This is a genomic window from Mycobacterium florentinum, assembly GCF_010730355.1.
GTDB classification, from domain to species: Bacteria; Actinomycetota; Actinomycetes; order Mycobacteriales; family Mycobacteriaceae; genus Mycobacterium; species Mycobacterium florentinum.
The window spans coordinates 5,149,760-5,171,501 of record NZ_AP022576.1; the positions used below are offsets into that span (position 1 = coordinate 5,149,760).

18 protein-coding genes are annotated in these 21,742 nt (G+C 67.1%); 13 read left to right on the forward strand and 5 right to left on the reverse strand.

Features of this window, described 5'->3' with window-relative positions; all coding sequences use genetic code 11:
• Positions 1 to 111 precede the first annotated feature (111 nt).
• Together G6N55_RS24455 and G6N55_RS24460 are read left to right on the forward strand one after the other, a co-directional pair.
• Positions 112 to 624 (forward strand): DUF3558 domain-containing protein, encoded by a 513-nt coding sequence (locus tag G6N55_RS24455; protein WP_139826738.1) that lies wholly within the window; start codon positions 112 to 114, stop codon positions 622 to 624.
• Positions 624 to 1,169 carry a DUF3558 domain-containing protein gene (locus tag G6N55_RS24460; RefSeq protein ID WP_163667492.1) on the forward strand — a complete coding sequence of 182 codons (546 nt, stop codon included), beginning with the start codon at positions 624 to 626 and terminating at the stop codon, positions 1,167 to 1,169. The genes G6N55_RS24455 and G6N55_RS24460 overlap by 1 nt, the downstream gene beginning before the upstream one ends.
• Positions 1,170 to 1,175: 6 nt before the next feature.
• Here G6N55_RS24460 and G6N55_RS24465 read toward each other — a convergent pair whose 3' ends face one another.
• Positions 1,176 to 1,652, reverse strand: a complete 477-nt coding sequence (locus tag G6N55_RS24465) for a SixA phosphatase family protein (protein ID WP_276072843.1) — start codon at positions 1,650 to 1,652, stop codon at positions 1,176 to 1,178.
• A gap of 344 nt (positions 1,653 to 1,996) precedes the next feature.
• Between G6N55_RS24465 and G6N55_RS24470 the strand changes: the two genes are divergently transcribed.
• From G6N55_RS24470 to G6N55_RS24485, 4 genes are all read left to right on the forward strand, one after another.
• The gene (locus G6N55_RS24470) at positions 1,997 to 3,142 is read left to right on the forward strand and encodes a metallophosphoesterase family protein (RefSeq protein ID WP_085220989.1); all 1,146 of its coding nucleotides are present in this window, start codon (positions 1,997 to 1,999) and stop codon (positions 3,140 to 3,142) included.
• Complete coding sequence (locus G6N55_RS24475; RefSeq protein ID WP_085220988.1) at positions 3,139 to 5,760, forward strand: AAA family ATPase; 2,622 nt, start codon at positions 3,139 to 3,141, stop codon at positions 5,758 to 5,760. Before G6N55_RS24470 ends, G6N55_RS24475 begins: the two co-directional genes overlap by 4 nt.
• A 47-nt stretch (positions 5,761 to 5,807) precedes the next feature.
• On the forward strand, positions 5,808 to 7,394 hold the full coding sequence (locus G6N55_RS24480) for a GMC family oxidoreductase (protein ID WP_085220987.1): 1,587 nt from the start codon (positions 5,808 to 5,810) through the stop codon (positions 7,392 to 7,394).
• 74 nt (positions 7,395 to 7,468) lie between these two features.
• Positions 7,469 to 8,719 (forward strand): alpha/beta hydrolase, encoded by a 1,251-nt coding sequence (locus G6N55_RS24485; protein ID WP_085220986.1) that lies wholly within the window; start codon positions 7,469 to 7,471, stop codon positions 8,717 to 8,719.
• Here G6N55_RS24485 and G6N55_RS24490 read toward each other — a convergent pair.
• The 4 genes from G6N55_RS24490 to G6N55_RS24505 are packed head-to-tail and all read right to left on the reverse strand — an operon-like array spanning position 8,706 to position 14,143.
• Positions 8,706 to 10,376, reverse strand: a complete 1,671-nt coding sequence (locus tag G6N55_RS24490; protein ID WP_232078827.1) for an ABC transporter family substrate-binding protein — start codon at positions 10,374 to 10,376, stop codon at positions 8,706 to 8,708. The genes G6N55_RS24485 and G6N55_RS24490 overlap by 14 nt on opposite strands.
• Positions 10,377 to 10,386: 10 nt before the next feature.
• Entirely contained in the window at positions 10,387 to 12,237 is a 1,851-nt protein-coding gene (locus G6N55_RS24495; protein WP_085220984.1) for a dipeptide ABC transporter ATP-binding protein, read from the reverse strand.
• The gene (locus G6N55_RS24500; RefSeq protein WP_085220983.1) at positions 12,234 to 13,169 is read right to left on the reverse strand and encodes an ABC transporter permease; all 936 of its coding nucleotides are present in this window, start codon (positions 13,167 to 13,169) and stop codon (positions 12,234 to 12,236) included. The genes G6N55_RS24495 and G6N55_RS24500 overlap by 4 nt, the downstream gene beginning before the upstream one ends.
• Complete coding sequence (locus G6N55_RS24505; protein ID WP_085221250.1) at positions 13,166 to 14,143, reverse strand: ABC transporter permease; 978 nt, start codon at positions 14,141 to 14,143, stop codon at positions 13,166 to 13,168. Before G6N55_RS24505 ends, G6N55_RS24500 begins: the two co-directional genes overlap by 4 nt.
• Before the next feature lie 173 nt (positions 14,144 to 14,316).
• Between G6N55_RS24505 and G6N55_RS24510 the strand changes: the two genes are divergently transcribed.
• The 7 genes from G6N55_RS24510 (at position 14,317) to G6N55_RS24540 (ending at position 21,697) form a co-directional block, all read left to right on the forward strand.
• A complete protein-coding gene (locus tag G6N55_RS24510) occupies positions 14,317 to 14,661 on the forward strand; it encodes a lsr2/espR transcriptional regulator (RefSeq protein WP_085220982.1) in 345 nt (114 codons plus the stop codon).
• A gap of 4 nt (positions 14,662 to 14,665) precedes the next feature.
• Positions 14,666 to 15,145 (forward strand): NADH-quinone oxidoreductase subunit B family protein, encoded by a 480-nt coding sequence (locus G6N55_RS24515; RefSeq protein WP_085220981.1) that lies wholly within the window; start codon positions 14,666 to 14,668, stop codon positions 15,143 to 15,145.
• Between the two features lie 86 nt (positions 15,146 to 15,231).
• Positions 15,232 to 17,124 carry a proton-conducting transporter transmembrane domain-containing protein gene (locus G6N55_RS24520; protein ID WP_085221249.1) on the forward strand — a complete coding sequence of 631 codons (1,893 nt, stop codon included), beginning with the start codon at positions 15,232 to 15,234 and terminating at the stop codon, positions 17,122 to 17,124.
• A 5-nt stretch (positions 17,125 to 17,129) separates the two neighbouring features.
• The gene (locus G6N55_RS24525; protein ID WP_085221248.1) at positions 17,130 to 18,080 is read left to right on the forward strand and encodes a respiratory chain complex I subunit 1 family protein; all 951 of its coding nucleotides are present in this window, start codon (positions 17,130 to 17,132) and stop codon (positions 18,078 to 18,080) included.
• Between the two features lie 10 nt (positions 18,081 to 18,090).
• Positions 18,091 to 18,753 (forward strand): hypothetical protein, encoded by a 663-nt coding sequence (locus G6N55_RS24530; protein ID WP_085220980.1) that lies wholly within the window; start codon positions 18,091 to 18,093, stop codon positions 18,751 to 18,753.
• On the forward strand, positions 18,753 to 20,225 hold the full coding sequence (locus G6N55_RS24535; protein ID WP_085220979.1) for a proton-conducting transporter transmembrane domain-containing protein: 1,473 nt from the start codon (positions 18,753 to 18,755) through the stop codon (positions 20,223 to 20,225). Before G6N55_RS24530 ends, G6N55_RS24535 begins: the two co-directional genes overlap by 1 nt.
• Before the next feature lie 47 nt (positions 20,226 to 20,272).
• Positions 20,273 to 21,697: a hydrogenase large subunit gene (locus G6N55_RS24540; RefSeq protein WP_232079099.1), complete on the forward strand. Its 1,425-nt coding sequence runs from the start codon at positions 20,273 to 20,275 to the stop codon at positions 21,695 to 21,697.
• Positions 21,698 to 21,742: the final 45 nt, after the last annotated feature.

Here is a 21,742-nt window from a genome sequence, read left to right on the forward strand (position 1 = left end):
GGTTGACCCGCTGGGCTGCCGCTACAGTGCATCGTGTGGACCAGGAGCACGCGGAGCAGAAGCAGGGTAGTGGTGCGTCGTAACCTCACGGCTCTGGCCCTCGCGGCCGTCATGGCCTTGGCCCCGACGGTTGCGGGCTGCTCGGGCTCCGGCGACAACAAGCCGGGTGGGACGTCCTCGACGACGCCCGGCAACGCCGAGGGCCACCACGGACCGATGTTTCCGCAGTGCGGCGGTATCAGCGACCAGCAGGTGGCCGAGCTGACCAAGATGAGTGGGCTGATCAACACGGCCCGCAATTCCGTCGGTTGCCAGTGGCTGGCCGGCGGCGGCATCCTCGGGCCGCACTTCTCTTTCTCCTGGTACCGCGGCAGCCCGATCGGACGCGAACGCAAGACCGAGGAACTCTCGCGCGCCAGCGTCGAAGACATCAATATCAACGGTCACAGCGGCTTCATCGCGATCGGCAACGAGCCGAACCTGGGCGACTCGCTGTGCGAGGTCGGCATTCAGTTCCAGGACGACTTCATCGAATGGTCGATCAGCTTCAGTCAAAAGCCCTTCCCGCCGCCGTGTGACATCGCCAAAGAACTGGCTCGTCAATCGATTGCGAATTCGAAATGATGACCAGACGTGTCCGGACCGCGCTGGTCATCTTGATCAGCGCGGTGGTGCTCGTGACCGGCTGTTCGAGGTCGATCGGCGGCAACGCGGTCAAGGCGGGCGCCGGCGGCGTCCCGCGCAACAACAACTCCCAGCAGCAGTACCCGAATCTGCTCAAGGAATGCGAGGTTCTGACCAGTGACATCCTGGCCAAGACGGTGGGCGCCGACCCGCTCGACATTCAGAGCACGTTCGTCGGCGCGATCTGCCGGTGGCAGGCGGCCAACCCGGCCGGCCTGATCGACATCACCCGGTTCTGGTTCGAGCAGGGCAGCCTGAGCGAAGAGCGCAAGGTCGCCGACTTCCTGCATTACAAGGTCGAGACCCGAACGATCGCGGGTGTGAGTTCGATCGTGATGCGCCCGGACGACCCGAACGGCGCCTGTGGGGTGGCCAGCGACGCGGCCGGTGTCGTCGGTTGGTGGGTCAACCCGCAAGCACCGGGAATCGATGCGTGCGGGCAGGCCCTCAAGCTGATGGAGCTGACGCTCTCGACGAACTCCTAGCGGGGTTCAGCGCGGAACGTGGAAGTCGGTCAGGGCGGCTGTCCCCAGTTGCAGGTCTTTCCAGTCGCCGGTGACCCTGAGCACCGCGATGGCCGATGTCGCGAACTTCTCCGAGATGCGTCGTACCGCATCGCCGTCGGTGCCGTCGTCACCGGCCAGGCCGAGCGCCAGCGATGACATAGTCGGCTCGTGCCCGACGACGAGCAGGGTGTCGACGTCGTCGGCAACGTCGTTGATCTCGTCGATCATCGTGCCCGGGGTGGTGTCGTAGAGACGCTCGCGGAATCGGACGGGGGCGTCGATGCCGGTGTTGGCCAGGGTCTGACGCGCGCGGGTGGCCGTGGAGCACAGCACGGCGTCGATGCTGGGTTGATTGGCGCGCAGCCAGTCACCGCCGATCCCCGCTTCCCGGATGCCGCGGGGAGCCAGCGGCCGGTCGTGGTCGACGACGCCGGGCGGATATCCAGATTTCGCATGCCGCATCAGCAACAGGGTCCGCTCGGCATTCACCCGACCCACGCTACGTTCTACGCGACATCGTCGGCGATCACACCCGTACTCATACCGACAAAACTAGATCGACCCATCGACACAAAACCCCGCGATGTGACCACAGGAACACAAGTGGCACAAGAGATTCAACGACTGTGAAGCCACACCGATAGTCGCTCGGAGGCGGGCACGACAGCACCCGGATCGGCCCTGGTCACAGCCCGCGGTGGACACCGCGCCGAGGCATGCCGATGCAGGTCCCAAGAGTTGTCGGTGAACCCACCTAGACTTCGCGGTGCCTTGATAGCCACGTCATTTCCGAAGGGGGCGCCGGGATGCGATTCCTGCACACCGCCGACTGGCAGCTGGGCATGACCCGCCACTTCCTGGCCGGTGACGCCCAGCCGCGGTACTCGGCCGCCCGGCGTGACGCGGTCGCCGGCCTGGGCGCCCTCGCGGCCGAGGTGGGCGCCGAGTTCGTCGTGGTCGCGGGCGACGTCTTCGAGCACAACCAGCTCGACCCGAAGGTGATCGGGCAGTCGCTGGAAGCGATGCGCGCCATCGGTATTCCGGTCTACCTGCTGCCCGGCAACCACGACCCGCTCGACGCGTCGTCGGTGTTCACCAGCACGTTGTTCACCCGGGAATGCCCGGACAATGTCATCGTCCTCGATCGGCCCGGCCCGCATCAGGTGAAGCCGGGCGTCGAGATCGTCGCCGCGCCATGGCGGTCCAAGGCCCCGACCACCGACCTGGTCGCCGAAGTTCTCGAAGGCCTCGAAGACGCAGGCGCCGTCACTCGCGTGCTCGTCGCTCACGGCGGCGTCGACGTACTCGACCCCGATCGCGACAAGCCCTCGCTGATTCGGCTGGCCGGACTCGAAGAGGCGTTGACCCGTGGCGCGATCCACTATGCGGCGCTGGGGGATAAGCACTCGCTCACCCAGGTCGGCGACAGCGGCCGGGTGTGGTACTCCGGATCGCCGGAAGTCACCAATTTCGACGACGTCGAATCCAACCCGGGTCATGTGCTGGTCGTCGACATCGACGAAACCAACGCGGTATCGGTGACGCCCCGGCACGTGGGCCACTGGCGGTTTGTCACCCTGCATCGTCAGGTCGACACCAACCGTGACATCGCCGACCTCGACATGAACCTGGACCAGATGCCCGACAAGGAACGCACCGTGGTGCGCCTGGCGCTGACGGGCTCGTTGACGGTCACCGACCGGGCCGCGCTGGATGCGTGCCTGGACCGATACGGACGGCTGTTCGCCCACCTGCGCACCTGGGAACGCCACACCGACCTCGCGGTGATACCGGCCGACGGCGAGTTCACCGATCTCGGCGTCGGCGGATTCGCCGCCGCGGCCGTCGAAGAGCTGGTAGCCACGGCACGCGGGGACGACACCGACTCCGCGACCGACGCCCAGGCCGCACTGGCACTCTTGCTGCGCCTCACCGACCGGAGGTCGGCGTGAAGCTGCACCGCCTGGTCCTGACGAACTACCGGGGAATCCGGCACCGCGAGATCGACCTTCCCGATCACGGCGTCGTCGTGGTGAGCGGCGCCAACGAAATCGGCAAGTCGTCGATGATCGAGGCGCTGGACCTGCTGCTGGAATCCAGGGACCGTTCGACGAAAAAGGAAGTCAAGCAGGTCAAGCCCACCAACAGCGACGTCGGCTCCGAGGTCACTGCCGAAATCAGCAGCGGCACTTACCGTTTCATCTATCGCAAGCGCTTCCACAAGAAGTGCGAGACGGAATTGACCGTGCTGGCGCCGCGGCGCGAGCAACTGACCGGCGACGAAGCCCACGAACGCGTCCGCAGTATGCTCGCCGAGACGGTGGACAACGAGCTCTGGCACGCTCAGCGCGTACTGCAATCCACATCGACTGCCGCGGTAGACCTTTCGGGCTGCGACGCGCTTTCCCGCGCACTCGATGTCGCTGCTGGCGACGAAGCGGCGCTGTCCGGCAACGAGCCATTGCTCATCGAGCGGATCGACGCCGAATACGCGCGTTACTTCACCCCGACCGGACGTCCCACCGGGGAGTGGGCCGCCGCCATCGCACGACTGTCCGACGCAGACGCCGCGGTAGCGCAGTGCGCGGCGGCGGTCGCCGAGGTCGACGACCGGGTGCGCCGCCATGCCGTGCTGACCGAGCAAGTGGCCGAGCTCTCCCAACTGCGGCTTGCGGCCGGTCCACGGTTGGCCGTCGCGCAGGCCGCCGCCGACAAGGCCGCGGAGCTCACTCGCCAAGCGCGAGAAGCCAAGCTGGTCGCGGCCGCCGCCGCCGCAACCAGCGCCGCCGCGACCGCCGCGCACAACGGCCGGTTGCGCCTCGTGCACGAGATCGAAACGCGCACCGCGGCCGTTGCGGCCGCCGAGACCGAAGCCCAACAAGCCGCCGCCGCGCAGACGGCGGCGCAGGCCGAGGCCGAGACGGCCGGTGTCGCAATGCAGGAGGCCGTGCAGCTTCTCACCGACGTGGCGCGCCGCGTCGAATCCGCCCGCCGCACCGTCGACCAGCTCGCCGAGCGCGAGGAGATCGACCGGTTGAGCACCCGGCTGGCCAAGATCGACGCCGCTCGACGCGAGCGTGACCGGCTCACCACGGAGCTTTCCACGGTCGTCCTCACCGAGGAGCTGCTGCGCCGAATCGAAAGCGCCGCAGCGGCGGTCGATCGTGCCGGCGACCAGCTGACGTTGATCTCGGCGGCTGTCGAGTTCACCGCTGTGGCCGATATCGACCTCGCGGTCGGCGAACAACGGGTGTCGTTGTCGGCAGGGCAAACCTGGTCGACGACGGCGACCGGTCCCACCGAGGTCGAGGTTCCCGGCGTCCTCACCGCGCGGATCACTCCCGGCGCGACGGCGCTCGACGCGCAGGCGAAATATGATGCGGCACAACAAGAACTGACCGCAGCGCTCGCCGAAGGCCAGGTCGCCGACCTCGCCGCGGCACGACTGGCCGACCACAATCGCCGCGAATTGCAGAGCAGCCGCGATCAATTGAGCGCGACGCTGTCCGGCCTGTGCGGCGACGAAGACGTCGACCAGCTGCGCGCGCGACTGACGCAGCTGCGCGCCGGGCAACCGGCCGAGCCCGACCTGTTCGCCGCCGATATCGCTTCGGCTCGTGCCGAACTCGACGCCGCGCAGGCCGCTCGCCTGGCTGCGGAAGCCGAATGCGAGGCGCGTCGCCGCGCCTCGGCTACCGCCGACTCTCGGCTCGCCGAGACATCAACCCGGGCAACGCTTTTGCTCAACGAAGTGACAACCCAACGAGCCGAACTCGGTAGGTCTACCGATCAGCTGGCGCAGGAGCGTGCCTCGGTGCCTGACGAAGATCTGGCGTCGTCGGCGGATGCCGAGCAGCGAGCCGCGGCAGCCGCCGAACGCCGCGCGGCCGAGCTGGGCGAAGAACTGGCCGCCGCGGCGCCCGACGCGGTCACCGCCGAATTGGCCGCGGCCAAGCAGGCCGCCGAGTCGCTGGGCGTTCGCTACGAGGATGCCGCCCGCTCGCTGCGCGAGCTCACCATCGAACTCTCGGTCTTCGGCAGTGAAGGCCGCCAGGGCAAGCTCGACGCCGCGGAGATCGAGCGTGAGCACGCGGCCAGTCAGTACACCCGGATCGGTGGCCGGGCCCGCGCGGCCGAACTGTTGCGTTCGGTGATGGCCCGCCATCGCGACACCACCCGGCTGGGCTATGTCGAGCCCTACCGCACCGAATTACAGCGGCTCGGCCGGCCGGTGTTCGGGCCCAGCTTCGAGGTCGACGTCGACACCGACCTGTGTATCCGCAGCCGAACCCTGGACGGCGTCACGGTGCCGTATGACTCCCTCTCGGGTGGGGCCAAGGAGCAGCTCGGGATCCTGGCACGGTTGGCCGGTGCCGCCCTGGTCGCCAAGGAGGACGCCGTCCCGGTCGTGGTCGACGATGCGCTCGGGTTCACCGACCCTGAGCGGCTGGCCAAGATGGGCGAGGTGTTCGACACCGTCGGCGCACAGGGCCAAGTGATTGTGCTGACGTGTAGTCCCGATCGTTACGACAGCGTGAAAGGTGCGCACCGTATCGATCTCAATGTGTAGGACGCGGGGGTCGTCCCGTCTTACACTCGCCCCGAAACGGGGTGTAAATGGATATTCAGTGCGACTACCTGGTGGTCGGTACCGGCTCGGCCGGCTCTGTCGTGGCGAGTCGACTGAGCGCCGATCCGGCGACTTCGGTGCTCGCGCTCGAGGCGGGCCCGCCCGACACCAATAAGTTGATCCGGATCCCGGCGGGCTACGGGCGGTTGTTCCGCAGCGAGATCGATTGGGACTACCTGACCGAACCGCAGAGCGAACTGGGTGGGCGCGAGATCTATTGGCCCAGCGGCAAGGTGCTGGGCGGATCGTCATCCATCAACGCGGGGATGTGGGTGCGCGGATTCGACGCCGACTACGACGAGTGGGCGCGACGGGCCGGCCCGCAATGGTGCTATGCCGAGATACTCGGCTATTTCCGCCGGATCGAAAACGTTACCAAGGCATGGTATTTCGTCAGCGGCGACGACAGCGGGGTAACCGGCCCGGTACACATTTCCCGGCAGCGCAGCCCACGGCCCTCGACGGCGGCCTGGTTGGCCGCGGCGCGCGAGTGCGGGTTTCCCGCAGCGCAACCGAATTCCCCACGACCGGAAGGCTTCTGCGAGAGCGTCGTCACCCAGTGCCGGGGTGTGCGCTGCAGCAGCGCGGACGCCTATCTGAAACCGGCCATGCGTCGCAAGAACCTCACCGTGCACACCGGGTCCACCGTCACCCGGATCGTGATCGACGGAAACCGTGCGGTCGGTGCGGAATTCGAGCGCGACGGTCAACTCTGCGTCGCGCGCGCCCGCCGCGAGGTGGTGCTCTGCGGCGGCGCCATCAACAGCCCCCAGCTGTTGATGTTGTCCGGCATCGGCGATCGTGATCATCTCGCCGAGCACGGCATCGACGTCGTCCACCACGCACCGCAGGTGGGGCAGAACCTGATCGACCACCTCGCCGCGCGGCTGGGTTTCCGGGTCGACGGTGACAGCCTGTTCGCCGGCCAAAAGCCGAAAGAGCGAATCAATTTCGCGTTGCGGCGCCGCGGCATGCTGACATCCAGCATCGCCGAGGCCTATGGGTTTGTCCGCAGCCGGCCCGAGCTGGAGCTACCCGATCTCGAACTTCTCTTCGCGCCCGCGCCGTTCTACGACGACGGACTCGGCGAGCCCGACGGCCACGGGGTGGTGTTCGGGCCCGTCCTGGTGGCACCGGAAAGCCGCGGCCAGATCACGCTGCGATCCGCCGACCCGCGGGACAAACCGGTGATCGAACCGCGCTACCTGTCGGATCCGGGCGGCGTCGACCGGGCCGCGATGGCCGAAGGACTGCGTATCTGCGTGCGGATGGCCGAGGCGCCCTCGCTGCAGGGCCTGCTCGGCGCGATCGCGCAACCCCGCGATTGCACCGAGCTGGACGAGGCGACGCTGGAATTGGTGCTCACCACCGGTACGCAGAGCCTGTATCACCCGCTGGGGAGCTGCCGGATGGGCAGCGACGAGGCCAGCGTGGTGGATCCGCAGCTGCGGGTGCGCGGGGTCGACGGGCTTCGCGTCGCCGACGCCTCGGTGATGCCCAGCACGATTCGGGGCCACACCCACGCGCCGTCGGTGTTGATCGGGGAGAAGGCCGCCGACCTGATCACCGGCTGACCCGCCAGCCCCGCGTGCCCGCGGGTACCCTGCCGTGCTGCTGATCGCCAGCGACCCCGGCAGAATGGGCGGCGATGACCATGAACGCGAAACGGCGCCGGGTGCACGAAAGGCTTGCGGCAATGCCCGGTGTCCGGCCGGTGCGCAGGCCGATATCGCCGGGCAGCGCCGATGAATTCGACCTGTATTACGTGCGCACCGGCCGCAAGTCCGCTCACCCGCTGGTCATCATCCCGGGCGGACCGGGCGTCGCGTCGATGCAGGTCTACAAGGGACTGCGACGCCGCGCCGCCCTCGCCGGTCTCGACGTCATCATGATCGAGCACCGCGGGATCGGCATGTCGCGTCACGGCGACTCCGGCGCAGACCTGCCGCCCGAGGCGATCACGGTCGATCAGGTGGTCGACGACATCGCCGCCGTGCTCGACGACGCCCACGTGGACTCCGCCGTCATCTACGGCACGTCGTACGGCAGCTATATTTCCGCGGGCTTCGGCGTGCGCCACCCCGGCCGGGTGCACGCGATGATCCTCGATTCGCCGCTGCTGTCCCGAAACGACATCGCGGTCGTGCGCGACGCCGTGCGCGGCTTGCTGTTCGACGGCGACAATCCCGAAACCGCCGCATTGGCCCCCAAGGTGCGCCGGCTCATCGACTCCGGGGTGATGGCCGGGACAGCGGGAGAGATCGCCACCACCATCTACGCCTACGGCGGGGCTCCGCTGCTGGATCGCGAACTCGACCTGTTGCTCAGTGGCCGAATGACGGTGTGGCGGATGCTGTCCCGCTTCTCCGCCGTCGTCAGTCTCAATGTCGCCTACCGCCACGAAATCGATCTGGTGAGCCGCATCGCGTTCCGCGAACTCAACTACGGGGCCGAGCCCGATGGCCTGCCGCTGGATCCGGCCGTGGCGCTGCGGGAGATCATCAGCGACACGGAATCTTTCGAGGCAGAGCCGTACGATCTGGTGGCCGAGATGCCAAAGTTCACCTGGCCGACGGTGGTGGTATCCGGCGGGCGTGATCTGGTGACGCCGCGGGCGGTGGCAGAGCGGGTGGCGTCGCTGGTGCCGAACGCGTTGCTGTTGGCATTGCCGACGATGGCGCACAGCGCGTTGGACTTTCGTGAGTCCGCCGCACTGATGATCGCCGCGGCGGTGTGCCGCGGCGAGATCGACCAGCTTGCCGGTCGGGGAGTGGCGCTGGACGCGCTGCCAGCCCGTCCCGCCATTCGGCTGCTGTGGAAGGCGGTCGAGATGGCGGCGATCGCAGAGGGTGCGCTCCCGGTGGTGACGCCGTTGTGGCGGCGGCTTAGGTACGCATGAATCCGATTGTGGTGTAGTCGATGTCGGCCAATCCGGGGGCGCCGTAATTGGCCAAATCATGCCGTACCGCCCGGTTGCCGGGCGACTGGAACAGCGGCAGGTTGAAGCCTTCCTGCCAGATCATCGCGTCAACCTGATTGGCCAATACCCGCGCCTTGTCCTGGTCGAGCTCCGACAAGGTCGCGGCGATCTTCGCATCGATTTCGGCGTTGCCGATCCTGCCGAAGTTGCTGTCACCGTCCGAGGTGTAGATCTGAGGAAGCGCAGACAACGGGAAAGCGTTTCCTTCCCAACCGAATTGGGCGATATCGAAGTCGCCGACTCCGACGTATTGGCTGAAAAAGCCGCTGCCCGCTTTGAGGTCCAGCACCAGCTTCACGCCGATCTGCGCCAGGCTGTTCTGCGCGACCATGGCGATCTGCCGGTTGGACGGCGCGTCGTAGAGTACGTCGCGAACGACGAGCTGCTTGCCGTCCTTCTCCCGCACCGCGCCGTTGAGCTTCCAGCCCATGGCATCCAAATCTCTTCGGGCCTTGTCCGGGTTGTAAGCGCCTGGGGCGCTGTTGTTTTGGTAGCCAACCTGTCCGGCCACGTAGATGTGGTTGTTAAGTGGAACGGGATGAGCGCTCAGGCCGTGCTGGACGACGTCGACGATGGCTTGGCGATCGATACCCTGGCAGATCGCCAGTCGCAACCGCTCATCGGCCATGATCGATCCTTCGGCCCCGTTGAACGTGAAGTGGAACCAGGTGGGGGCCGGTGCGCGCCGGATCACGATGCCGGGCGTGCGCTGGGCGGTCACCATATCGTCGAGCGTGGAGATGCCGGCGGCATCGATTGCCTTGTTCTGTAAGGCGGGAATGACGGCGGACGCGTCGAGCACCAGGAAGGTGATGGAATCCAGCCGCGGCTTGCGGCCCCACCAGCGCGGGTTGCGGGTCAGCACGATGCGCTGCGCGGTCCGGTCAATCGTGGACACGATGAACGGCCCGGCCGACGGGCCGGGAGCTTCAAGCTGGCCCTTGTTGAAGACCTCCGGGTTGGCCGTCATGCTGCGCGGTTGTATCCCGCCGGCGAACATCCCCCGCCACTCGGCGTACGGATCGGAGAAGGTGATCACCGCTTGCCGGTCGTCGACACCTCTGGTCACCGACCTCACGCGTTCGAACCCGGCCCGGCTGGCGATCAAGAACTTCTTGTCGCGGCCGTTGCACGCGTCAACCTCCGACTTGAGGTCTTCCCAGGTGATCGGCGTGCCGTCGCTCCACGTTGCTTTCGGATTGATTGTGTAAGTTACGGTTTGGGGGTTGGTCCCGGTCAGCTCCGCACCGGTGAAGTAGTCGGTGTTGAGGTTGAGCGTCCCATCCGCCTGGGTCGTGAACGCTCCCGGCAGCGTGGCCCCCAGCACGGCGGCGGTGTCAGACGTGTTGCCGTCGATGTTCAATTCGTTGAAATTGTCCGGGAACTCCGTTAGCGGCAGTCGCAGGTTGCCGCCGTCTTGCAGCGTTGCGGGGTCCTGCGGATTCATGTCGCTGCTGGCGCCGACTTGAGCTGCGCGGGTCTCCGGCAGGTCCTGATAGCCACTGGTACATCCGGTGACCACGACGAACGCCGACGCCAGCACCGCAAGCTCGCGGGCTCCCGGTAGGTGCCTCACCCCGACGATGTTAATCGGCGCCGCCTTCGGGATGCGCCCGCGGAACGGCGTCAAGGAGCCGCCGGGTGTATTCGTGCTGTGGGTTGGTGAAGACCTCATTGCCATCGCCCTGTTCGACGATGGTGCCCTTGTACATCACCACCACCTGATGTGCCAGGTGTTTGACGACGGAAAGATCATGCGAGACAAACAGATACGACAGGCCGAACCGCTCCTGCAGATCGAGTAGCAGGTTGATGATCCCGGCTTGGATCGAGACGTCCAGCGCCGACACCGGCTCGTCGAGGGCCAATATCTTGGGCTGCAACGCCAGCGCTCGTGCGATACCGATGCGCTGTTTTTGCCCACCCGAGAACTCGGCCGGATAGCGGGCCGCGTCGGCGTGACGCAGACCAACGATGTCGAGCAGCTCGGCGACTCGCGCGTCGGTATCACCCTTGCGGAATCCGTTCGCCTGCAAAGGTTCAGCGATTACTTCGGAAACGGGCAGCCTGGGGTCCAGGGACGCCACCGGATCTTGGAACACGACCTGAATATCGCCTCGCAGCGCGCGCCGGCTCTCCGGACTCAGCGTGGCGACGTCGGCGCCAAGAACCTCGATCGAACCCGATTGCGGCGTGTTCAGTTCCAGGATCTGTTGCAGGGTAGTCGATTTACCCGAACCGGATTCTCCGACGATCGCCAGCGTGCGGCCCTGTTCCAGGGTGAAGCTGACGCCGTCGACCGCTCGCACCTCACCCACCCGCCTGCGAAAGACGACGCCCTTGGTCAGCGGGTAGGTCTTGGAAAGGTCGACGACTCGCAGCACCGGTGCGGTGTGGTTTGCCGCATCATCGACGGCCGGCGGCCGGGTGGACACGTCGAAGATCGCGGCGGCGGCGCGACCCGCGACGTCCTCGATACGGATGCAGGCCGCCCGGTGGTCTTCGGCAACGGTGATCAGAGCCGGCTCAGCCGAATGACATTCGTCGATCACCAGCGGACAGCGCGGCGCGAACGGACAGGCATCGGGTGCCAGCGTGGCCAGGTCGGGCGGCGCACCCGGAATCGGAACCAGCCGAGTGCCCTGCGGGGCGTCCAGTCGCGGCACCGAACCGAGCAACCCGACGGTGTAGGGCATGCGGCGGTCGCGGTACAGATCTGCAACGGTCGCGATCTCGACCTCACGTCCGGCATACATGACCATTGCCCGATCGGCGAACTCCGAGACCACCCCCAGGTCGTGGGTGATGATCAACACGCCCGCGCCGGTGACGTCGCGCGCCGTGCGCAGCACGTCGAGAATTTGGGCCTGCACGGTGACGTCCAGCGCGGTGGTGGGCTCGTCACAGATCAGCAGGTCCGGATCGTTGGCGATCGCGATCGCGATCACCACCCGCTGGCGCTCGCCACCGGATAGCTCGTGCGGGAACGCTTTTGCGCGACGGTCCGGCTGCGCGATCCCGACCAGCTCGAGGAGCTCGACGGCCCGCGTCCGGGCGGCTGCCCGGCTGACGTCATCCTGGTGAACCCTGATGGCCTCGGCGATCTGGTCGCCGACGGAGTAGACGGGAGTCAGGGCCGACATCGGGTCTTGGAACACGGTGCCGATCGTCTTGCCGCGGATCCGCGACATCGCCTGGTCGCCCAGGCCGAGCAACTCCTGGCCTTGTAGCCGAACCGAACCCGACACCTCGGCGTATTCGGGCAGCAACCCGACGACGGCCATCGCGGCGGTGCTTTTGCCCGAGCCCGATTCACCGACGATGGCGAGCACTTCGCCCGGATCGATGTGGTAGGTCGCTCCGCGCACCGCGGGCACCCGCGCATCTCCGGTGTCGAAGGTGACGCCCAGGTCGGTTACCTCTAGCAGTGCCGTCACCGTGGCCGCCGCTTTTTCCGGCGAGACGGCTTCGCGCTCGGATCGATGGCGTCGCGCAGACCGTCACCGGCGAGGTTGGCGCACAACACAATCAATATCAACGCCGAGCCCGGGAACAGGAAGACCCAGGGGAAGGTCGTCACCGAAGGGGTGCCCTCGGCGATCAGCGTGCCGAGCGAGACGTCCGGTGGCTGAACCCCGAATCCCAAGAAGCTCAACCCGGTTTCGGCCAGGATCGCGAAACCCACGTTGAGCGTCGCGTCGATGATCAGGATCGAGGCGACATTCGGCACGATGTGATGCACGATCACCCTTCGGCTCGACACCCCCATATACCGTGCCGCGCGCACGAATTCGCGTTCCCGCAGGCTCATCGTCAGGCCGCGCACCATCCGGGAGCTGACCATCCAGCCGAACGCCGCGAGCAGCACGATGAGCCACAGAACGCTGTTCGAATGTTTGGTGCGCGGCGTGACGATCGCGATGAGCAGGAAGCTGGGCACCACCAGCAGCAGGTCCACCAACCACATCGACGCTCGATCGCGCCAGCCACCGAAATAGCCCGCGATCGATCCGACGGTGGCCGCGATGGTGGTCGAGATCACCGCCACGCACACGCCGATCAGCAACGACTTCTGCAAGCCGCACAGGGTGCGGGCCAGTAGGTCCTGGCCCAGCGCGTTGGTACCGAACCAGTGTCGCGTCGACGGCGGCTGCAGCAGCGCGTGCAGGTCCAGATCGGTGTAGTGGTACGGCAATAGCGGCGGCACCGTGTAGCAGCCGATGAACGCCAGCGCCAGCAGAATCAGCGCCACCGCCGCGGGACGATTGCGAAAGAAGCGGCGAATCAACAGGTTTCGGCGCGATGTGAACATGGCGACCGGGTGGACGCCAGAGCGTCCCGGCGCGCTTTGCGCAGCCTCTGGACTCATGTGACCCGCACCCTCGGGTCCAGTGCCGCGTAGATGACGTCGGACAACAGTCCCGCCAGCAGAACGGCGGCGCCGGAGAAGAGCGTGATCGCCGCGACGACGTTCGCGTCCTGGGTCGCGATTCCCGACACCACCCATTCGCCCATGCCGTGCCAGCCGAAGATTTTCTCGACGAACACCGCGCCGACAACCAGCCCGCTCACGCCGTAGGCGAACAGGGTGGCCATCGGGATAAGTGCGGTGCGAAGACCGTGCTTGAAGAGTGCCTTGCGGCGGGTCAGGCCCTTGGCCCGCGCGGTGCGGATGAAGTCCTCGCCGAGCACGTCCAGCATCGCATTGCGTTGGTAGCGGCTGAAACCCGCGATTGTGCCCAGGGCGAGGGTGAGGGTGGGCAACACGATGTGCTGCAGGCGCTCGATGAGCTCGTCGACGGTTCCACTGGGCGGAAGCGGCGAGGTCTCCCCGGTGTACTGGAAGATGCCCACGCCGGCGAACAAGTTGATCCGCAGCGCACCGAGGATGAGCAGACTCGCCAGCACGAACGACGGGATGCTCAAGACGATCAGCGACAAGACGGTGATCACCCGGTCGCTGAGCTTGTATTGCCGGACCGCGCCCCAGGCCCCCACGATGACGCCGATCAGCGTGCCCAGCACCGAACCGGTCACCACCAGTCGCAGGCTGACCCCGACCCGACGCCACAGCTCGTGTGACACCGGGTGACCGGTCACGGTCACCCCGAAGTCACCGTGGACCACACCGGAAATCCATTTCGCATAGCGGATCACCACCGGTTTGTCCAAGCCCAGCGCAACGGCCTTGGCGTGAATGGCCTCCGGTGGTGGCGTCGGGTGACGCTGCACAAAACTGTCGAGCGGATGGAAGGTCTGCGAGGTCAGCAGGAAGGTCAGGAAGGACGCCAGCAACAGCAGGACGACGTAGTTGAGGAACCGCCGGGCGAGGTACCGGATCATGCCCGGCGGGCCTGCCTGCATCGCATTGGGACAGGTTAGCGAGACGAGGGCGTCCCGGCTTGGATCGCGGTGCGCCGGTCGCGTCGACCATAGTTCGGCAGCACCACAGCCAGGCCGTATGATGAATTCTTCAACTGATCAACTACACGAATAGTGAATTCTTCAGGAGCAAGGTGGAGTCGAAGCCCCTGTACAAGCTCAAAGCCGACTTTTTCAAGACGCTCGGGCATCCGGCACGCATCAGAATTCTCGAGCTGCTGGTGGAGCGGGACCGCTCGGTCGGGGAGTTGTTGGTGTCCGATGTCGGACTCGAGGCGTCGAATCTCTCCCAGCAGCTGGCCGTGTTGCGTCGCGCGGGAGTTGTCGTCGCCGAACGGGACGGCAATGTCGTGACCTATTCGATCGCCTCGCCCGACATCGCCGAGCTGCTCGCGGGGGCTCGCCAGGTCCTGGCCAGAGTGCTTACCGATCGGGTCGCGGTGCTGGAAGATCTGCGCGCCGGCCCCACGGCCAATTAGCGCCATGGGTTGGCTCGCCAAAATCCTTCGTGTCGGCCGGATCGTCGAGCCCGCGGTGGCGGCACCGCCGTCGGCAATAGAACCGCCGGCGGGAGCGCGAGGTTCGCTGCAGATTCGGCATGTCGATGCGGGGTCGTGCAACGGATGCGAGGTGGAGATTTCGGGCGTGTTCGGCCCGGTGTATGACGCGGAGCGGTTTGGGGCACGGCTCGTCGCCTCGCCCCGGCACGCCGACGCGCTACTGGTGACCGGGGTGGTGACCCGCAACATGGCCGACCCGCTGCGCAACACCCTCGAGGCGACGCCACGCCCCCGGGTCGTGATCGCATGCGGCGATTGCGCGTTGAACCGAGGGGTGTTCGGGGATTCATACGCGGTCGCAGGTTCGGTGGGTGAGGTGGTACCGGTCGATATCGAGATTGCCGGCTGCCCGCCCACACCCACCGAAATCGTTGCGGCCCTGCGATCGGTGACGGGGAAGTGACGATTACCACTACGACGTCGGGCGAGACCCCGACGTCGACGCCAAACGTGCTGCCGCGGTCCGGTTTTGCTGCGGTCGTCGGCGGGATGGCGACATCCGGTGTAGGCATCCTCGGGCTGTGGCTGGGCCTGCAAGCGATATTCGGCTCGGTACGCCCGGTAGCGGTCGACTGGCTATTTCCACTGTCCGGCATACGGATTGAACTCGACGGGCTGGGCGGATTCTTTGTCGCGCTCACGGGCGCGGTCGCGGTCCCGGTGGGCTGTTACGCGATCGGATACGCGAGGCGTGAGCAGCTGAGCGGGGTCACGCTGGCACTGCTGCCGGTGTTCGTCGCCGCGATGGAGCTGGTGCCGGCCGCGGGATCGGTGACGACTTTCCTGCTGGCGTGGGAACTGATGGCGATCACGTCGCTGATATTGGTGCTGTCGGAATACACCCGCCCGCAGGTTCGCTCGGCTGGTCTGTCGTATGCGGTGATGACCCAGCTCGGATTCGTCGCGATCCTGGTCGGACTGATGGTGTTGTCGACGGCGGGCGGATCCGTTCGGCTCGCCGACCTCACCGGGGTGTCCGGCGGCGCCCGCACGGCGGTGTTCGTGCTGACGTTCGTCGGCTTCGGGTCGAAGGCGGGGTTGGTGCCGTTGCACGCCTGGTTACCGCGCGCCCACCCCGAGGCACCCAGCCCGGTGTCGGCGTTGATGAGTGCGGCGATGGTCAACCTGGGGATCTACGGCATCGTTCGCTTCGACCTGCGGTTGCTCGGGCCCGGCCCGCGCTGGTGGGGGCTTGCGCTGATGGCCGTCGGCGCCATCTCCGCGCTCTACGGTGTGCTGCAGGCCTCGGTGGCCACCGACATCAAACGGCTGCTGGCGTATTCGACGACCGAGAACATGGGCCTGGTGACGTTGGCACTAGGTGCGGCAACGCTTTTCGCGGACACCGGCGACTACGGTCCGGCAACCATTGCCACGGCGGCTGCGGTGGTGCATCTGATGGCGCACGCGGCGTTCAAGAGCCTGGGGTTCCTGGCGGCCGGATCGGTGCTGGCGGCGACGCACCTGCGAGATCTCGACCTGCTTGGCGGGCTGGCCCGCCGGATGCCGTTCACCACCGTGTTCTTCGGGGTGGCCGCGCTGGGCGCGTGCGGGCTGCCGCTCGGCGCCGGTTTCGTCGGGGAGTGGCTGCTGGTGCAGGCCCTGGTCCACGCGCCTCCCGCACACGATCCGATGGTGGCGCTGACGACACCACTGGCCGTCGGCGTGGTCGCGCTCGCCACCGGTTTGAGTGTGGCCGCGATGGCGAAAGCGTTCGGGATCGGGTTCTTGGCCCGTCCCCGCTCCAGTCGGGCCGCCGGCGCGGAGGAGGCGCCGGTCAGTATGCGGGTGGGCATGGCGGCCGCGGCGGGCGCCTGCCTGGTACTGGCGGTGGCGCCGGGGCTCGTCGCCCCGATCGTGCGGCACACCGTCGCGACGCTGCCGTACGCCCCAACCGGGTTCACCGGCTTCGGCGCGGTGGTGCGACTGCCCGGGGCAGCCGGATCGATCGCGCCCGGCGTAATCGCCGCCGGTGTGATCGGCGCGGCGCTGGTGACGGTCGGGCTGGCCCGGCTGCGTTCGCGGCGGCGCCCCCCAACGGTTGAGCTACCGTTATGGGCTTGCGGCGCAGACGATCTCACCGAGCGCATGCAATACACGGCCACGTCGTTCGCCGAGCCCCTGCAGCGAGTCTTCGGTGATGTGCTGCGTCCCGATACCGATATCGAGGTCACTCAGACGGCCGAGTCACGATTCATTGCCGACAGAATCGCTTACCGGACCGCGATCACCGACGCGATCGAACAGCGGCTGTATCAGCCGGTGGTCGCCGCGGTCGTCGCCGCGGCGGGACTGATGCGCCGCGCCCACACCGGTAGCGTGCACCTCTACCTGGCCTACGGTGCGGTGGGTGTGCTGATCGTGCTGGTGGCGGCGAAGTGAACGCGATGTCTTACGTCGCCGGGGCGGCTCAGCTCGGCGTGGTCGCGGTGGGCGCGCCGCTGGTTGTCGGAGTGACGCGTCAAGTACGGGCCCGCTGGGAGGGACGAGCCGGCGGTGGCGTGCTGCAACCGTGGCGCGATCTGCTCAAACGGCTTGGTAAGCAACAGATCAGACCAAAGGGAACGACGATCGTGTTCGCCGCTGCGCCCGCGATCGTGGCCGGCACCGCGCTGTTGATCGCGGCGATCGCGCCGATCGTCGCGACCGGGTCGCCCCTGGATTCCAGTGCCGATCTGTTCGCCGTGGTCGGCCTGCTCTTTCTGGGGACCGTTGCGCTCACCCTTGCCGGCGTCGACACGGGTACCTCGTTCGGTGGCATGGGCGCAAGCCGCGAGATCACCATCGCCGCCTTGGTCGAGCCGACCATCCTGCTGGCGGTGTTCGCGCTGTCCATTCCAGCCGGATCGTCCAATCTCGGTGCGCTGGTAACAGATACGGTCGCGCACCCCGATCACGTCATCTCCCTGACCGCGGTGCTCGCCTTTGTCGCGCTGGTCATCGTCATCGTCGCCGAGACCGGGCGGCTGCCGGTCGACAACCCGGCGACCCACCTGGAACTGACGATGGTGCACGAGGCGATGATCCTCGAATATGCCGGTCCGCGGTTGGCGCTCGTCGAATGGGCGTCGGGGATGCGGCTGACGGTTCTGCTGGCGCTGCTGGGAAACCTGTTCCTGCCGTGGGGGATTGCCGGCGCCGCGCCCACCGCGCTTCAGGTGTTCGCGGCGGTGGCGGCGATAGTGGCCAAGGTGGCGATTCTCGCCGCGTTGCTCGCGACATTCGAGGTGTTCGTCGCCAAACTCCGGTTGTTCCGGGTGCCCGAGCTGTTGGCGGGTTCGTTCCTGCTGGCCCTGCTCGCGGTCACCGCCGCCAACTTCTTCACGGTCCACGCGTGAGGACCCAGCGATGACCGACGCTAACTTCTCGACCCTCGTTGACTTCGCCGCGGGCGGCCTCGTGCTGGCCGCAATCTTTATCGTCTGGCGCCGCGAGCTGCCGGCCATTGTGCGTCTGCTGGCCTGGCAGGGCCTGGCGCTGACCGCGATCCCGGCGTTGCGCGGCATCCATGACCACGATGTCGCGTTGATCGGCGTGGCCGTCGCCGTGCTGGTACTGCGGGTGGTGGTGTTGCCGTGGTTGCTCGCGCGCGTGGTGGGTGCCGAAGTCGCCTCGCGACGCGAGGCCACCCCGCTGATCAACACCACCAGTTCGCTGCTGATCACCGGCGCATTGATTGTCGCCGCGTTTGCGATCACTCAACCGGTGGTCGACCTGGAACCGGACGCCAGCACCAGCGCCGTGCCCGCCGCGTTCGCGGTGGTGCTGATCGCGCTGTTCGTGTTGACCACCCGGTTGCACGCGGTCTCGCAAGCGGTCGGATTCCTGATGCTGGACAACGGGATTGCCGCGACCGCGTTCCTACTCACCGCGGGGGTGCCGTTGATTGTCGAACTCGGAGCCTCACTGGACGTGCTCTTCGCCGTCATCGTGATCGGCGTGCTGACCGGCCGGTTGCGGCGCACGTTCGGCGACGCCGACCTGGACAAGCTGCAGGAACTACACGACTGATGACCGCATTGCTGCTCACCGCGATCCTCGCGCCCCTTGCCGCCGCCGTCGCCGCCGTGGCCGGCGGATGGCGGCGCCTGACCGCCGCCGCGACCGTCGTGTCCGCGGTCACCGTGCTGGGGTGCGGCGCGGCATTGGGTTTTCGGGTCGGGTCCGGCCCCCAGTTCGCGCTCGGCGGGCTGCTGCGTGCCGACGCGCTCACGGTCACCATGCTGCTGGTCATCGGAATCGTCGGCACGCTGGCCACTTGGGCGAGCATCGGTTACATCGACACCGAACTCGTGCACGACCACATCGACGAGCGCGGTGCCCACCTGTACGGCGCACTGACACCGGCGTTCTTGGCCGCGATGGTTCTCGCGGTGTGCGCCAACAACATCGGGGTGATATGGGTGGCCATCGAGGCCACCACGGTGATCACCGCCTTCCTGGTGGGACATCGCCGCACCCGCACCGCGCTGGAAGCGACCTGGAAGTACGTCGTGATCTGCTCGGTCGGTATCGCCATCGCATTCCTGGGTACCGTGCTGCTGTACTTCGCCGCACGCTATACCGCTGCGCCCGCCGCCCACGCGCTGAACCTCGACGTCCTTGCCGCGCACGCCCGCAACCTGGATCCGGCGGTCACCCGGCTGGCCGGTGGACTCTTGCTCATCGGTTACGGCGCCAAGGCCGGGCTCTTCCCGTTCCACACCTGGCTGGCCGATGCCCACAGCCAGGCCCCCGCGCCGGTCTCCGCGTTGATGAGCGGGGTGCTGCTGTCGGTGGCATTCTCGGTGATCATTCGACTGCGGCCGATCATCGACGCCGCCGCCGGGCCCGCCTTCCTGCGCGGCGGGTTGCTGGTGGTCGGGTTGGTCACGCTGTTGGTCGCGGCGTTGATGCTGACCGTCACCGGCGATATCAAGCGCATGTTGGCCTACTCGTCGATGGAGAACATGGGCCTGATCGCGATCGCCGCCGCCGCCGGGACCACATTGGCGATCTCGGCGCTACTGCTGCATGTGCTTGCCCACGGGATCGGCAAAACGGTGTTGTTCCTCGCCGGCGGCCAGTTGCAGGCCGCGCACGACTCCACCGCGATCGCCGACATCACCGGCGTGCTGCGCCGGTCGCGGCTGGTCGGCGTGTCCTTCGCCACCGGCCTGATCGTCCTGCTGGGCCTGCCACCGTTTGCGATGTTCGCCAGCGAGCTGGCGATCGCGCGGTCACTGGCCGGTGCGCACCTGGCCTGGGTGCTGGGCGTCGCGATGCTGCTGATCGCGATCGCCTTCGCCGCGCTGGCCCGCAACTCGGGGCGAGTGCTGCTCGGCGCCCCGGCGGCGGGGGCGCCATCGATCCGGGTGCCGGCCACCGCCGCGGCCGCCCTGATCGTCGGCGTCGTTGTTTCGGCGGCCCTCGGCATCACGGCGGGTCCGCTCACCGGACTGTTCACCGTCGCCGCCAGCAGCAACGTCGGAGCGTCGCGGTGAGCCGAAACTGGTTGCGGCACCGGGTGTCCCCGCAGGGTCTCACCGGAATGGCCGAACAACTCCTGGACGATTCGTTCCGATTGGCGTTGGTCGCCGCGCACGACGACGGAGACGACCTGCGCGTGGTCTACCTCTTTCTGGCCGGCGGTCCGGACCGCCGCGTTGAAGTCGAATGCCCTGTCCCCAGGGATGATCCAAGCATTCCATCGTTGGCCTACTTATCGTTTCCGGCGAGCCGATTCGAACGTGAAATGGCCGACCTGTACGGAATCCGCCCCGTCGGCCACCCCAAGCCGCGCCGCCTGGTCCGCCATGCGCACTGGCCCGACTGGCATCCGATGCGTCACGACGCTGGGCCCGCACCCGAATTCGCCGAAACCGGTGCATTCCCCTTCCTCAACGTCGAAGGACCCGGGGTGTACGAGATCCCGGTCGGCCCCGTCCACGCCGGCCTCATCGAACCCGGCCACTTTCGCTTCTCCGTTGCCGGCGAGACCGTGTTGCGGCTCAAAGCCCGCCTGTGGTTCGTGCACCGCGGCATCGAGAAACTGTTCCACGGCCGCTCCGCCACGGGGGCGGTCGATCTGGCCGAACGTATCAGCGGCGACACGTCGGCGGCGCATGCATTGGCCCACAGCCTCGCCGTCGAAGACGCTCTCGGCATCGCGCTGCCCGATGAGGTGCATCGGCTACGGGCGCTGATCGTTGAACTCGAGCGGCTGTATAACCACGCCGCCGATCTGGGCGCGTTGGCCAACGACATCGGCTACAGCATCGCCAACGCGCACGCCCTGCGTATCCGCGAAGGACTGTTGCGGCTCAACGCCACGGTCACCGGCCACCGGATGCTGCGCGGCGCCATCTGCCCGGGCGGCGTTGCGCTGCAAGCGCTTCCCGACACCGGGGAAATTCAACGGTTCGGTGCTGACGTGGCCGAGGTCGCCGCGCTGACGCTGGCCAACTCGGTCGCCTACGACCGATTCGCCGGCACCGCCATCCTGCGCACCGAAGACGCCTCCGCGCTCGGATGTCTGGGGTATGTCGCCCGGGCCAGCGGCCTGCGTACTGACGCCCGGGTCGAGCACCCCTTCGTCGAGCTGCCCATTACCGAAATCGGCGTCGCAGACGGCGATGTCCTCGCCCGCTACACCGTGCGGCGCGATGAGTTCGCCGCGTCGGCCGCCCTCGCCGCCCACATTGTCGAGTCACACGGCGGTCCAATCGAATACCTAGTCAAAGCCGACTCGAAGGGCTCGCCCAGCAGCGGTGTCGGCATCGTCGAAGGTTGGCGTGGCACCATCGTGCATCGCGTCGAGATCGACGCGACCAACCGCATCACCCGCGCCAAAATCGTTGACCCGTCCTGGTTCAACTGGCCCGCGCTGCCTGTGGCGATGGCCGACACGATCGTCCCGGACTTCCCGCTGGCCAACAAAAGCTTCAATCAGTCGTACGCGGGCAACGACCTGTGACAGCGGCGAGCCCGGTCACCGGCAGCCACCCAGAGATTCTGAATT